Annotated in this window: 10 protein-coding genes and 2 tRNA genes; 1 reads left to right on the top strand and 11 read right to left on the bottom strand. The window is 53.4% G+C overall.

Annotation, left to right across the window (positions count from 1 at the left end; translation table 11 throughout):
* Positions 1–80: 80 nt before the first annotated feature.
* The 6 genes from truB to HV157_RS17305 all read right to left on the bottom strand — a co-directional run bounded on the left by truB (position 81) and on the right by HV157_RS17305 (position 6,503).
* On the bottom strand, positions 81–1,031 hold the full coding sequence (gene truB, locus HV157_RS17330; protein ID WP_040018749.1) for a tRNA pseudouridine(55) synthase TruB: 951 nt from the start codon (positions 1,029–1,031) through the stop codon (positions 81–83).
* Positions 1,031–1,435, bottom strand: coding sequence for a 30S ribosome-binding factor RbfA (gene rbfA, locus HV157_RS17325; protein ID WP_014171783.1), 405 nt, complete (start codon positions 1,433–1,435; stop codon positions 1,031–1,033). Before rbfA ends, truB begins: the two co-directional genes overlap by 1 nt.
* A gap of 88 nt (positions 1,436–1,523) precedes the next feature.
* Entirely contained in the window at positions 1,524–4,211 is a 2,688-nt protein-coding gene (gene infB / locus HV157_RS17320; protein WP_014171784.1) for a translation initiation factor IF-2, read from the bottom strand.
* A gap of 24 nt (positions 4,212–4,235) precedes the next feature.
* On the bottom strand, positions 4,236–5,738 hold the full coding sequence (gene nusA, locus HV157_RS17315) for a transcription termination factor NusA (RefSeq protein ID WP_014171785.1): 1,503 nt from the start codon (positions 5,736–5,738) through the stop codon (positions 4,236–4,238).
* A 28-nt stretch (positions 5,739–5,766) separates the two neighbouring features.
* Positions 5,767–6,219 (bottom strand): ribosome maturation factor RimP, encoded by a 453-nt coding sequence (rimP, locus tag HV157_RS17310; protein ID WP_014833432.1) that lies wholly within the window; start codon positions 6,217–6,219, stop codon positions 5,767–5,769.
* A 207-nt stretch (positions 6,220–6,426) separates the two neighbouring features.
* Positions 6,427–6,503 (bottom strand) — tRNA-Met (locus HV157_RS17305).
* Between the two features lie 287 nt (positions 6,504–6,790).
* Between HV157_RS17305 and argG the strand changes: the two genes are divergently transcribed.
* Entirely contained in the window at positions 6,791–8,137 is a 1,347-nt protein-coding gene (argG, locus tag HV157_RS17300) for an argininosuccinate synthase (RefSeq protein WP_020883538.1), read from the top strand.
* 165 nt (positions 8,138–8,302) lie between these two features.
* On the opposite strand, the gene HV157_RS17295 is transcribed toward argG, so the two are convergent.
* The 5 genes from HV157_RS17295 to ftsH form a co-directional block, all read right to left on the bottom strand.
* A tRNA-Leu gene (locus HV157_RS17295) sits at positions 8,303–8,389 on the bottom strand.
* A 9-nt stretch (positions 8,390–8,398) separates the two neighbouring features.
* The gene (gene secG / locus HV157_RS17290; RefSeq protein WP_020883537.1) at positions 8,399–8,731 is read right to left on the bottom strand and encodes a preprotein translocase subunit SecG; all 333 of its coding nucleotides are present in this window, start codon (positions 8,729–8,731) and stop codon (positions 8,399–8,401) included.
* Positions 8,732–8,954: 223 nt separating this feature from the next.
* Entirely contained in the window at positions 8,955–10,292 is a 1,338-nt protein-coding gene (glmM, locus tag HV157_RS17285; RefSeq protein WP_014171789.1) for a phosphoglucosamine mutase, read from the bottom strand.
* Complete coding sequence (gene folP, locus HV157_RS17280) at positions 10,285–11,133, bottom strand: dihydropteroate synthase (RefSeq protein WP_040018747.1); 849 nt, start codon at positions 11,131–11,133, stop codon at positions 10,285–10,287. The genes glmM and folP overlap by 8 nt, the downstream gene beginning before the upstream one ends.
* Positions 11,134–11,231: 98 nt before the next feature.
* The gene (gene ftsH / locus HV157_RS17275; RefSeq protein ID WP_025202925.1) at positions 11,232–13,166 is read right to left on the bottom strand and encodes an ATP-dependent zinc metalloprotease FtsH; all 1,935 of its coding nucleotides are present in this window, start codon (positions 13,164–13,166) and stop codon (positions 11,232–11,234) included.
* Positions 13,167–13,206: the final 40 nt, after the last annotated feature.

The following is a 13,206-nucleotide window of genomic DNA, read 5'->3' as shown; positions in this document are numbered from 1 at the left end:
TGTTAAACAATTTGCCGAACGTTAAGCCGCGATATTCTACTCGTCTCCCCTGCTTATCGCAAGGCGAGCCGTTATCGCTATCAGGCTTCAACCGGATACTCAACGACCAGGCGACGCGGCGCGACGCGCCCTTCGCTATCCATTTCACCCATGCCGATAAACTTACCTTCATCCCCCTCGGTCACGCGCACCAGACCTTCAGAAGGAGCACTGGTGGTACGAACCGGGTTTCCGTTCTTAAAGTAAACGGAGGATGTTAAAGGAAGATTAACAACCGGGAAATCGGCCGCCGGGCTGTCCATTGGCATCAGCAGCGGATCGAGCAAATCGGCCGGCGCAATCTCCTGCGCTTCCGCCTGCTCAACCAACTCGCGCAGATGTTCAAGGGTCACCATTCGCTCAACCGGGTACGTGCTGACAGCCAGGCGACGCAGGTAAATCACGTGCGCACCGCAACCCAGCTTTTCACCCAGGTCGTCAATGATGGTACGAATATAGGTGCCTTTCGAACAGTGAACTTCCAGCTCCAGCTCATCGCCTTCGTGACGAATAAAGAGCAGTTCGTACACGGTAATCGGACGGGGTTCACGAGGAACGTCAATGCCCTGGCGTGCATATTCGTACAGTTTTTTACCCTGGTACTTCAGCGCCGAATACATTGACGGTACCTGCAGCGTGTCGCCACGGAAACTTTCCAGCGCGGCATCAAGTTGCTCTGCGCTGAAGGTCACCGGACGCTCTTCTACCACCTGACCATCGGCATCGGAGGTGTCCGTGCGCTGGCCTAATCGGGCGATGACCCGATAGCGCTTATCGGAGTCCAGCAGGTACTGGGAAAACTTTGTCGCTTCCCCCAGGCAGATCGGCAACATGCCGGTCGCCAGCGGATCGAGCGCGCCCGTGTGGCCCGCACGGTTGGCGTTAAAAATACGCTTAACTTTTTGCAGCACGTCGTTGCTGGAAGCGCCCTGGGGTTTATCCAGCAGCAGCACACCATGCACGTCGCGACCGCGACGACGAGGACGACTCATTAGTCCTCCTTGCTGTCGTCCGTTGGGTTAACACGACGTTCGTCGTCATGTTTCACCACGCTGGTCACCAGGTTGGACATGCGCATACCTTCGACCAGAGAGTTGTCGTAGAAGAAGGTCAGCTCAGGCACGATACGCAGACGCATCGCTTTGCCGAGCAGAGAGCGGATGTAGCCAGAGGCTTCCTGCAGCGCTTTAATGCCGTTTTTTACCGCGGCTTCGTCCTGATCGTTCAGGAAGGTCACGAACACTTTGGCATACGCCAGGTCGCGGGACATTTCCACGCCGGACACGGTGGTCATCACACCCACGCGTGGATCTTTAATTTCACGTTGCAGGATGAGGGCGATCTCTTTCTGCATTTCTTGCGCTACGCGCTGCGGGCGACCAAATTCTTTCGCCATAATAAATTCTCCAGACAAAAAAGGGGCAAAAAGCCCCTTTTAAAATTATTACCGGGTGGCGCTTTGCTTACCCGGCCTGCATCGATGATTAAGCAATCGTACGCTGAATTTCGATGATCTCGAACACTTCGATCATGTCGCCAACGCGAACGTCGTTGTAGTTCTTCACGCCGATACCACATTCCATGCCGTTACGGACTTCGTTAACGTCATCTTTGAAGCGGCGCAGGGATTCCAGCTCGCCTTCGTAGATAACCACGTTGTCACGCAGTACGCGGATTGGGTTGTGACGTTTGATGATACCTTCGGTAACCATACAGCCCGCGATCGCACCAAATTTCGGTGATTTGAACACGTCACGCACTTCAGCCAGACCGATGATCTGCTGTTTCAGCTCTGGAGACAGCATGCCGCTCATCGCTGCTTTCACTTCGTCGATCAGGTTATAGATGACGGAGTAGTAACGCAGATCCAGACTTTCAGCATCAATCACTTTACGTGCAGACGCGTCAGCACGTACGTTGAAGCCGACCAGGATTGCATTGGATGCAGCAGCCAGGGTGGCGTCGGTTTCGGTGATACCCCCTACGCCAGAACCGATGATCTTCACTTTAACTTCGTCAGTAGACAGTTTCAGCAAGGAGTCGGAGATCGCTTCCACGGAACCCTGAACGTCGGCTTTCAGAACGATGTTCACTTCGTGAACTTCGCCTTCGGTCATGTTCGCAAACATGTTCTCGAGTTTAGATTTCTGCTGACGAGCCAGTTTAACTTCACGGAATTTGCCCTGACGATACAGTGCAACTTCGCGCGCTTTCTTCTCGTCACGTACGACGGTCACTTCATCACCCGCAGCCGGCACACCGGACAGGCCCAGGATTTCCACTGGAATGGACGGACCTGCTTCCAGAACTTCCTGGCCCAGTTCGTTACGCATCGCACGAACACGACCGTATTCGAAACCACACAGGACGATATCGCCTTTATGCAGCGTACCTTCACGAACCAGAACGGTTGCAACCGGACCACGACCTTTATCCAGGAAGGATTCGATAACCGCGCCGCTCGCCATACCTTTACGAACCGCTTTCAGCTCCAGAACTTCAGCCTGCAGCAGGATAGCGTTCAGCAGGTCGTCGATACCGGTACCGGCTTTCGCAGATACTGGGATGAACTGTGCTTCACCGCCCCACTCTTCCGGCATAACACCGTACTGGGAGAGTTCGTTTTTAACGCGATCCATGTCAGCTTCAGGCTTATCGATCTTGTTCACTGCAACCACCAGAGGCACCTGCGCCGCTTTCGCGTGCTGGATAGCTTCAATGGTCTGTGGCATCACGCCGTCGTCTGCAGCAACAACCAGTACAACGATATCCGTTGCCTGAGCACCACGAGCACGCATAGAGGTAAACGCTGCGTGGCCCGGGGTATCCAGGAAGGTGATCATGCCGTTGTCGGTTTCTACGTGGTACGCACCGATGTGCTGGGTAATACCACCCGCTTCACCGGAGGCCACTTTCGTCGAACGAATGTAGTCGAGCAGAGAGGTTTTACCGTGGTCAACGTGACCCATGATGGTCACTACAGGCGCGCGCGGTTCTGCCGCTGCACCGGTGTCACGGTCGCTCATTACTGCTTCTTCCAGCTCGTTTTCACGACGCAGGATAACTTTGTGGCCCATCTCTTCGGCTACCAGTTGCGCAGTTTCCTGGTCGATAACCTGGTTGATGGTGGCCATTGCGCCCAGTTTCATCATCGCTTTGATGACCTGAGAACCTTTAACCGCCATTTTGTTGGCCAGATCGCCAACGGTGATGGTTTCACCAATCACTACGTCACGGTTAACAGCCTGAGCTGGCTTCTGGAAGCCCTGCTGCAGTGCGGAACCTTTACGCTTGCCGCCTTTACCACCGCGGATCGCTGCACGTGCTTCTTCACGGTCAGCTTTAGATTCAGCGTGCTTGTTGCCTTTTTTGGCTGGGCGAGCAGCTTTGGTGCTGCGAGTACGGCCACGACCACCTTCAACTTCACGGTCGTTATCGTCTTCTGCCTGGCGCGCATGCTGAGAAGTGGTGACGTGATAATCGCTGGTGTCTTCAGACGCTTCAGCAGGGTTCACACCGTTCTTCTCGTTTTCTTCAGCCATACGGCGCGCTTCTTCAGCTACACGGCGAGCTTCTTCTTCAAGCTTGCGGCGGGCTTCTTCTTCCGCTTTACGCTTCAGCTCGGCAGCTTCATTTTCACGGCGGGCTTTTTCAGCCTGGGCGGTTTTTGTCATTTCGTCGGTCTGTTGATTGCTCACTTTGTCTTTTTCCGCAGCTTCACGCTTCACTTTATCACTTGCGTCGCGTTTCGCTTTTTCTGCGGCCTCACGTTCAGCTTTTAATTCTGCTTCACGTTTGGCAGTCGCTTCTGCCTCACGCTGAGCTTGTTCTTCCGCTTCACGCTGTGCCTGCTCTTCCGCAGCAAGGCGTTCTGCCTCTTGCGGATCACGTTTTACAAAGGTGCGTGTCTTGCGGACTTCAATTTGTACCGATTTGCTTTTACCACCGGTACCAGGGATATTCAACGTGCTACGCGTTTTGCGCTGCAGCGTCAGCTTGTCAGGCGTCGAACCGTGTTCACGGTTCAGGTGCGCTAACAAGGTTTGTTTTTCTTGCGCGTTCACCGAGTCATCAGCGGACTTCGGGATCCCTGCATCAGCAAATTGCTGTACCAGGCGGTCCACGGAGGTCTGAATCTCGGCAGCCAGCGATTTTACAGTTACATCAGTCATGCTGTTCCTTCCTGCTACAGTTTATTACGCTTCGTCGCCGAACCAGCAAATATTACGTGCGGCCATGATGAGTTCGCCGGCTTTCTCGTCGGTTAAACCTTCGATATCGGCCAGGTCATCAACGCCTTGCTCAGCGAGATCTTCCAGCGTACAAACACCACGGGCAGCCAGCTTGAACGCAATCGCACGATCAAGACCTTCCAGATTCAGCAGGTCATCAGCCGGCTTCTTATCGCCAAGGCTTTCTTCCTGAGCCAGTGCCAGGGTGGTCAGTGCGTTTTTAGCGCGTTCACGCAGGGCTTCAACGGTGGCTTCATCAAGACCGTCGATTTCCAGCAGCTCTTTCATTGGCACATAGGCCAGTTCTTCAAGGGTAGAGAAACCTTCTTCAACCAGAACAGTGGCGAAATCTTCGTCAATATCCAGGTATTTCGTGAAGGTATCGATCGCCGCATGGGCTTCAGCCTGATGCTTAGCCTGCAGGTCATCAACGGTCATTACGTTGAGTTCCCAGCCGCTCAGCTGTGACGCCAGGCGTACGTTCTGACCGTTACGGCCGATTGCCTGCGCCAGGTTGCCCGCTTCAACAGCGATATCCATGGTGTGTTTGTCTTCGTCAACAACGATAGACGCCACATCCGCCGGAGCCATTGCGTTAATCACGAATTGCGCCGGGTTGTCGTCCCACAGGACGATATCGATACGCTCGCCGCCCAGTTCGGTAGAAACCGCCTGAACACGCGCACCGCGCATACCTACGCAAGCACCGACCGGGTCGATACGCTTGTCGTTGGTTTTCACCGCGATTTTCGCGCGTGAACCCGGATCGCGGGCAGCCGCTTTAATTTCGATAACTTCTTCGCCGATTTCCGGTACTTCGATACGGAACAGTTCAATCAGCATCTCTGGCTTGGAACGGGTCACAAACAGCTGTGCACCACGCGCTTCAGGGCGTACGGCATACAGAACGCCACGAATACGGTCACCCGGGCGGAAGTTTTCACGCGGCAGCATGTCTTCACGCAGGATAACGGCTTCAGCGTTACCTGGCAGCCCTTCAGATTTGATTTCCAGAGAGATGTTGTCGCGGTTTACTTTCTTCACCACGCCGGTAATGATCTCACCTTCCTGATCGCGGAACTGATCGACAACCAGCGCGCGCTCAGCTTCACGGACTTTCTGGACGATAACCTGTTTTGCGGTTTGCGTGGTGATACGGTCGAAGGTGACAGATTCAATCTGGTCTTCAACATAGTCACCCACGTTCAGGCTTTCGTCTTCAAAACGCGCCGCTTCCAGGGTGATCTCTTTCGTCGGCTGGGTCACCTCTTCAACGATTACCCAACGACGGAATGTATCGAAGTCACCGCTTTTACGATCGATTTCTACGCGAACATCGATCTCTTGTTCGTATTTTTTCTTGGTTGCTGTAGCCAGTGCACTTTCCAGCGCTTCGAAAATCTTCTCACGCGGCAGTGATTTCTCGTTGGAGACGGCTTCAACAACAGCCAAAATTTCTTTGTTCATCGCGGGCTTTTCACCTCAATCCAGACTGTTAAAAGTGGGGAACCAGGTTCGCCTTCTGGATATTACTCAGCGCGAACACTTCATCTTTGCCTTCGACTGTAACCGTGATCATTTCACCATCAACGGCTTTGATAATTCCCTGCCATTTACGGCGGTTCTGTACGGCCATACGCAGAACGAGAGCCACTTCTTCACCGGTAAAGCGCACATAGTGCTCGGCCGTGAACATCGGGCGATCGAGGCCGGGTGAGGAAACTTCCAGGTTGTACGCAACGGTAATCGGGTCTTCAACATCAAGAACCGCACTCACCTGGTGGCTAACATCAGCACAATCATCAACATTGATGCCATCTTCACTATCAATATAGATGCGCAGCGTCGATGTACGGCCGCGAACGAATTCGATGCCGACCAGTTCGTAGCCCAGTGCTTCGACCGGTGCAGTAATCATCTCTGTTAATTTTTGCTCTAATGTGGACAAGCCCACCCCCAAGACATAAAAAAAGGGCGTAAAGCCCAGTTATTCTGTAGTCAGATAACAAAAAACCCCGATAAATCGGGGCTTTAGATAACTGAACCCTATAGCCGCAACTGCGGCCTGGAGCACTCTCCGAAAGAATTTTTTCAAATCCAGCTACGAAGGCTCTAAGTCTTCACAGTATATTTGAAAAAGAACTTTATGGGAAAGTGGTTGCGGGGGCCGGATTTGAACCGACGACCTTCGGGTTATGAGCCCGACGAGCTACCAAGCTGCTCCACCCCGCGCCTGAAACGTGGCAAATTCTACGCGTTTTGGAGAGAATTTGCAAATAATGCTGGGATTTGGTACCGAAGACGGGACGTAAAATCGGCGTTTAGTATATTGATAGTGAACCCCACCTGTCAAGCCAGTTTCCGCCAGGTCAAACAAAGGGAAAATTTTACAAAAAACGCACGAGTCTCTTCCGGTCATCGACAAAAGATGATTAAATGAATACTCACTTATTTTGCATAAACATGCATCGAGAGCGAAAGCGGTCTCTTAATCAGTCAATCAAGCAGGGTTTTATTTTATGACGACGATTCTCAAGCATCTTCCGGTAGGACAACGTATTGGCATCGCTTTTTCAGGCGGCCTGGATACCAGCGCTGCACTGCTGTGGATGCGCCAGAAGGGAGCGGTTCCGTATGCATATACTGCGAACCTGGGTCAGCCGGATGAGGACGATTATGATGCAATCCCTCGTCGTGCAAAAGAGTATGGCGCAGAGAACGCGCGACTGATTGACTGCCGTAAGCAACTGGTCGCTGAAGGTATTGCTGCTATTCAGTGTGGTGCTTTCCATAATACCACCGGCGGCCTGACCTATTTCAATACCACCCCGCTGGGCCGTGCAGTGACCGGTACCATGCTGGTTGCCGCCATGAAAGAAGATGGCGTAAACATCTGGGGTGATGGCAGTACGTATAAAGGAAACGATATCGAACGTTTCTATCGTTATGGCCTGCTGACCAACGCCGAGCTGCAGATTTATAAACCGTGGCTCGATACCGACTTTATCGACGAGCTGGGCGGCCGTCATGAAATGTCCGAGTTTATGATCGCCTGCGGCTTTGACTATAAGATGTCCGTTGAGAAAGCCTACTCTACCGATTCCAATATGCTGGGTGCGACGCACGAAGCGAAAGACCTGGAATTCCTGAACTCCAGCGTGAAGATCGTTAACCCGATCATGGGTGTGAAGTTCTGGGACGAAAACGTCAAAATCCAGGCGGAAGAAGTCACCGTTCGTTTCGAGCGCGGCCATCCGGTTGCCCTGAACGGCAAGACCTTCTCTGACGATGTGGAACTGATGCTGGAAGCTAACCGTATCGGTGGCCGTCACGGTCTGGGCATGAGCGATCAAATTGAGAACCGTATTATTGAAGCAAAAAGCCGTGGCATCTATGAAGCCCCTGGGATGGCGCTGCTGCACATCGCTTATGAGCGTCTGCTGACCGGTATTCACAACGAAGACACCATCGAGCAGTATCACTCTCATGGTCGTCAGCTCGGTAAACTGCTGTACCAGGGCCGTTGGTTCGACCCACAGGCCCTGATGCTGCGCGATGCACTGCAACGTTGGGTGGCAAGCGCGATCACCGGCGAAGTGACGCTGGAGCTGCGTCGCGGGAATGACTACTCGATTCTGAACACCGTGTCCGACAACCTGACTTATAAAGCAGAACGTCTGACCATGGAGAAAGGTGAATCCGTGTTCTCTCCGGACGATCGTATTGGCCAGCTGACTATGCGTAACCTGGACATCACCGATACCCGTGAGAAGCTGTTCAACTACGTTGAGAATGGCCTGCTCTCCGCAAGCGCCGGTAATGGCCTGCCGCAGGTTGAAAACCTGGAGCACAGCGTTAAGAAGTAAGGCTTACGCAGAAATGCAAAAGGCGCCCAGTGGGCGCCTTTTTTACGATCGCTGCAGAACCGGTCCCGCTGGCACGAACGTACCCGCCGACGAAAACGCTCCTTCTACAGACGAAATCTACAGACGAAAAAAAAGACGTCTTTCGACGTCTTTCTTCTGGAATATTGGTACCGAGGATGGGACTCGAACCCACAAGCCCGTTAGGGCACTACCACCTCAAGGTAGCGTGTCTACCAATTCCACCACCTCGGTACTGAATACTTAGTGCGGGATATCGCTGGTCGGCTTAGCCGGTGCAGCTGGCTGAGTCTGCTCAGTTTTCGCTGGCGCGCTCAGATTTTCCCACTCGCTTCCTTTGCTGGTCTTGTTGCTGTTGATATTGCCAAGCGCCAGACTGATGATGAAGAACAGCGTAGCCAGAATCGCCGTTGTGCGGGTCATGAAGTTCGCAGAACCACTTGAACCGAACAGCGTACCGGAAGCGCCTGCTCCGAAGGAGGCTCCCATATCAGCGCCTTTACCTTGCTGCAGCATGATCAGCGCTACGAGAGCGATGGCTACAATAAGGAAAATAACTAAAAGAGCTTCGTACATAATCAACCTGTTCCTTGCGGATTTGCCGCATACCAATGCTTCGACCAATTAGCAGGATTTTTGTTTCCCACTGAAGCGGGTGTGAATACTAACCAAAGCGAATGTGCTTCGCAAGGGCAATTTTGACGCATTGTATCAACTGCGGAAAAAAACAGCAAAAAGCCATCAATTGCTCAAAACAAAGGCGGCAAGCGCCGCCTTTTTAATCACTTAACGTGAAAAACTATGCAGCTTTTACGGCATCCGCAATACGGTGCGCAAATTCATTCACCTGCGCCTCGTCTTCGCCTTCCACCATTACGCGGATCAGCGGTTCAGTTCCAGACTTACGCAGCAGCACACGCCCACGGTTGCCCAGCGCGGCTTCAACGTCAGCCATCACCGCTTTCACATTTTCATTTTCCAGCGGGTCGCCTTTACCGGCGGTGAAACGCACATTCACCAGGATCTGCGGGAACATTTTCATGCCGCTGCAGAGATCGTGCAGGCTCATATGGTTGCGCGCCATGGCGGCAACAACCTGCAGCGCAGCGACGATACCGTCTCCGGTGGTGGTTTTATCCAGCAGGATCACGTGGCCTGAGTTTTCAGCCCCGATGCGCCAGCCTTTTTCCTGCAGTTTTTCCAGCACATAGCGGTCGCCCACTTTTGCACGGACAAACGGAATACCCAGCTGTTTCAGCGCCAGCTCCAGACCCATGTTGCTCATCAGCGTGCCTACTGCACCGCCGCGCAACTGGCCCTGACGCAGACCTTCACGCGCAATGATATAGAGGATCTGGTCGCCGTCGACCTTATTACCTTCGTGATCGACCATGATCACGCGATCGCCGTCGCCATCCAGTGCGATGCCCAGATCGGCTTTTTCCGCCAGAACGCGCGCCTGCAGAGCACGAACGTCAGTCGCACCCACCTGTTCGTTAATATTCAGGCCATCAGGCTCACAGCCGATGGTAATCACGTTCGCACCCAGTTCGCGGAAAACATTCGGCGCAATGTGATAGGTCGCACCGTTGGCGCAGTCCACCACAATTTTAAGATGGGCCAGGCTCAGTTCATTCGGGAAAGTACCTTTGCAGAATTCGATGTAACGACCCGCGGCATCGACAATGCGGTTCGCTTTACCCAGCTCGGCGGAGTCGACACAGGTGATCTCTTTTTCCATCTCCGCTTCGATCGCCTCTTCCACTTCATCCGGCAGCTTAGTGCCGTCGATGGAGAAGAATTTAATGCCGTTGTCATAAAACGGGTTATGCGAGGCCGAAATCACAATCCCTGCTTCAGCACGGAAAGTACGCGTCAGATATGCCACAGCAGGCGTTGGCATTGGGCCAGTGAAGGAAGCGGAAAGCCCCGCGGCAGCCAGACCGGCCTCCAGCGCTGACTCCAGCATATACCCGGAGATACGGGTATCTTTACCAATGATGATTTTACGGGAGCCATGACGCGCAAGGACTTTACCCGCTGCCCAGCCCAGTTTCAGTACAAAATCAGGGGTGATTGGCGCATCACCCACGCGCCCACGAATACCATCGGTACCAAAATATTTACGATTACTCATAGCGTTTGTTTTCCTTCGCTGCCAGTGTAGCTTCCACTACACGCATGGCTTCTACTGTTTCTTTAACGTCATGGACACGAATAATGTGCGCGCCCTGCATCGCCGCAATTACAGCGCAGGCCAGGCTTCCGCTCAGACGTTCGCTCGGCCCTACATTCAGTAACTGACCAATCATCGACTTTCTCGACATACCAACCAGCAATGGCAGGTCGAAATGATGGAATTCCGATAAGCGCGCAAGCAGCTCATAATTGTGAGAGAGATTTTTACCGAAACCGAACCCCGGGTCGAGCAGCAATTTCTCTTTTGCGATACCCGCACGTTCACAACGTGCAATATGCTCAATAAAGAAGCAATTTACGTCGGCATAAACATCGTCATACTTTGGCGCTTCCTGCATGGTTTTCGGCTGTCCTTGCATGTGCATCAGGCAAACCGGTAGCCCGGTCTCCGCGGCCGCCTCCAGTGCGCCAGGCTCCGTCAGCGAGCGAATATCATTGATGATGTGAGCACCCACTCTCGCGACTTCACGGATCACTTCAGGTTTAGACGTATCGACGGAGATCCACACTTCGAACCGCTGTGCGATAGCTTCAACCACAGGCACCACGCGCGCCAGTTCTTCTTCCACCGAAACGTCTGCCGCCCCAGGGCGCGTCGATTCCCCACCTACGTCAATGATGGTGGCGCCCGCGTTAATCATCAAATTTGCGTGCTTCACAGCCTCGATAAGCGTGTTATGCGTGCCGCCGTCAGAGAAGGAGTCAGGCGTGACATTCAGGATACCCATCACATGCGGATGTGAGAGATCGAGATGTGAGTCCTGGGCGAATAGTTTCATGGTCAAATCCCTGGTATCAATATGGTTTTACAGAAAAGAAAAACCCCGGAGCAAGCTCCAGGGTTTGAGGTGCAAACATAGACTTCAACAGCAGTGACTTACTTGTCGCCCAACTGTTCTGACATGGTGTTGCCCGGGTTCGGCGTACGCGGTTCATCGACCGGACGCGGCGCACGCGGTGTGCCATTGTTGTCAGAATTGTTGGAAGCGCCTGGGTCTTCCCAACCCGCTGGCGGACGCACTTCGCGGCGAGCCATCAAGTCGTCAATCTGCGGAGCATCGATGGTCTCATATTTCATGAGCGCATCTTTCATCGAATGCAGAATGTCCAGGTTATCGTTCAGGATCTGACGGGCGCGATTGTAGTTACGCTCGATCAGCAGCTTCACTTCCTGGTCAATGATACGTGCGGTTTCATCGGACATGTGTTTCGCTTTCGCCACGGAGCGGCCCAGGAACACTTCGCCTTCTTCTTCCGCATACAGCAGGGGACCCAGCTTCTCGGAGAAGCCCCATTGGGTCACCATGTTACGCGCCAGGTTGGTCGCGACTTTAATGTCGTTGGACGCACCGGTCGAAACATGTTCCGCGCCGTAAATAATCTCTTCTGCCAGACGACCGCCGTAAAGGGTTGAAATCTGACTTTCCAGCTTCTGACGACTGGCGCTGATGGCATCGCCTTCCGGCAGGAAGAACGTCACACCCAGCGCACGACCGCGCGGAATAATCGTCACTTTATGCACCGGATCGTGTTCCGGCACCAGGCGACCGATAATCGCGTGACCGGCTTCGTGGTAAGCCGTGGACTCTTTCTGCGCTTCCGTCATCACCATGGAGCGACGTTCAGCACCCATCATGATTTTGTCTTTCGCTTTCTCGAACTCCACCATCGACACAACGCGTTTGTTACCGCGAGCAGCAAACAGTGCAGCTTCGTTGACCAGGTTTGCCAGGTCAGCACCGGAGAAGCCCGGCGTACCACGCGCGATGATCGCCGCGTCGACATCAGGTGCCAGCGGTACGCGACGCATGTGAACTTTCAGAATCTGTTCACGACCACGTACATCCGGCAGACCAACCACAACCTGACGGTCGAAACGGCCTGGACGCAGCAGCGCAGGGTCAAGAACGTCCGGACGGTTAGTCGCCGCGATAACGATAATACCTTCGTTACCTTCGAAGCCATCCATCTCAACCAGCATCTGGTTCAGCGTCTGTTCACGTTCATCGTGACCACCGCCCAGGCCTGCGCCACGCTGGCGGCCTACAGCGTCGATTTCATCGATGAAGATAATGCACGGTGCTGCCTTCTTGGCCTGCTCGAACATGTCACGCACACGAGATGCACCAACACCCACGAACATTTCAACGAAGTCAGAACCTGAAATAGTAAAGAACGGCACCTTCGCTTCACCCGCGATGGCTTTCGCCAGCAGGGTTTTACCGGTACCCGGAGGCCCTACCATCAGAACGCCTTTCGGGATCTTACCGCCCAGTTTCTGGAAACGGCTCGGCTCGCGCAGGTATTCAACCAGTTCGCCCACTTCTTCTTTTGCTTCGTCGCAACCTGCAACGTCGGCAAATGTGGTCTTGATCTGATCTTCCGTTAGCATACGCGCCTTGCTCTTACCGAACGACATGGCACCTTTGCCACCGCCGCCCTGCATCTGGCGCATAAAGAAGATCCAGACGCCAATAAGAAGCAGCATCGGGAACCAGGAGATGAAGATAGAAGCCAGCAGGCTTGGTTCTTCTGGCGGCTCGCCTACCACCTTGACGTTTTTGGTCAGAAGGTTATCAAGCAGCTTAGGATCGTTCACCGGGATGTAAGTCGTGTAACGGTTACTATCTTTCTTGGTAACGTTGATCTCACGTCCGTTGATACGCGCTTCGCGAACCTGGTCCTGATTGACCTCCTGCAGGAAGGTAGAATAATCCACCTTGCGGCCATTCGACTCGCTGGGCCCAAAGCTCTGGAATACTGACATCAGCACAACGGCAATGACCAGCCAGAGTATTAGGTTTTTCGCCATGTCACTCAAGGGATTAACCTCATATTACAACTGTGTTAAA

This window comes from Enterobacter sp. RHBSTW-00318, assembly GCF_014101375.1.
In the GTDB taxonomy this organism is placed as follows: domain Bacteria; phylum Pseudomonadota; class Gammaproteobacteria; order Enterobacterales; family Enterobacteriaceae; genus Enterobacter; species Enterobacter ludwigii.
The sequence above is the reverse complement of the archived record's forward strand: the minus strand, read 5'-3'. Positions and strand labels throughout refer to the sequence as shown.

Bases quoted from the DNA above. Each gene is read 5' to 3' on its own strand.
- truB (WP_040018749.1), bottom strand. From the start codon at position 1,031: ATGAGTCGTCCTCGTCGTCGCGGTCGCGACGTGCATGGTGTGCTGCTG.
- rbfA (WP_014171783.1), bottom strand. From the start codon at position 1,435: ATGGCGAAAGAATTTGGTCGCCCGCAGCGCGTAGCGCAAGAAATGCAG.
- infB (WP_014171784.1), bottom strand. From the start codon at position 4,211: ATGACTGATGTAACTGTAAAATCGCTGGCTGCCGAGATTCAGACCTCC.
- nusA (WP_014171785.1), bottom strand. From the start codon at position 5,738: ATGAACAAAGAAATTTTGGCTGTTGTTGAAGCCGTCTCCAACGAGAAA.
- argG (WP_020883538.1), top strand. From the start codon at position 6,791: ATGACGACGATTCTCAAGCATCTTCCGGTAGGACAACGTATTGGCATC.
- secG (WP_020883537.1), bottom strand. From the start codon at position 8,731: ATGTACGAAGCTCTTTTAGTTATTTTCCTTATTGTAGCCATCGCTCTC.
- glmM (WP_014171789.1), bottom strand. From the start codon at position 10,292: ATGAGTAATCGTAAATATTTTGGTACCGATGGTATTCGTGGGCGCGTG.
- folP (WP_040018747.1), bottom strand. From the start codon at position 11,133: ATGAAACTATTCGCCCAGGACTCACATCTCGATCTCTCACATCCGCAT.
- ftsH (WP_025202925.1), bottom strand. From the start codon at position 13,166: ATGGCGAAAAACCTAATACTCTGGCTGGTCATTGCCGTTGTGCTGATG.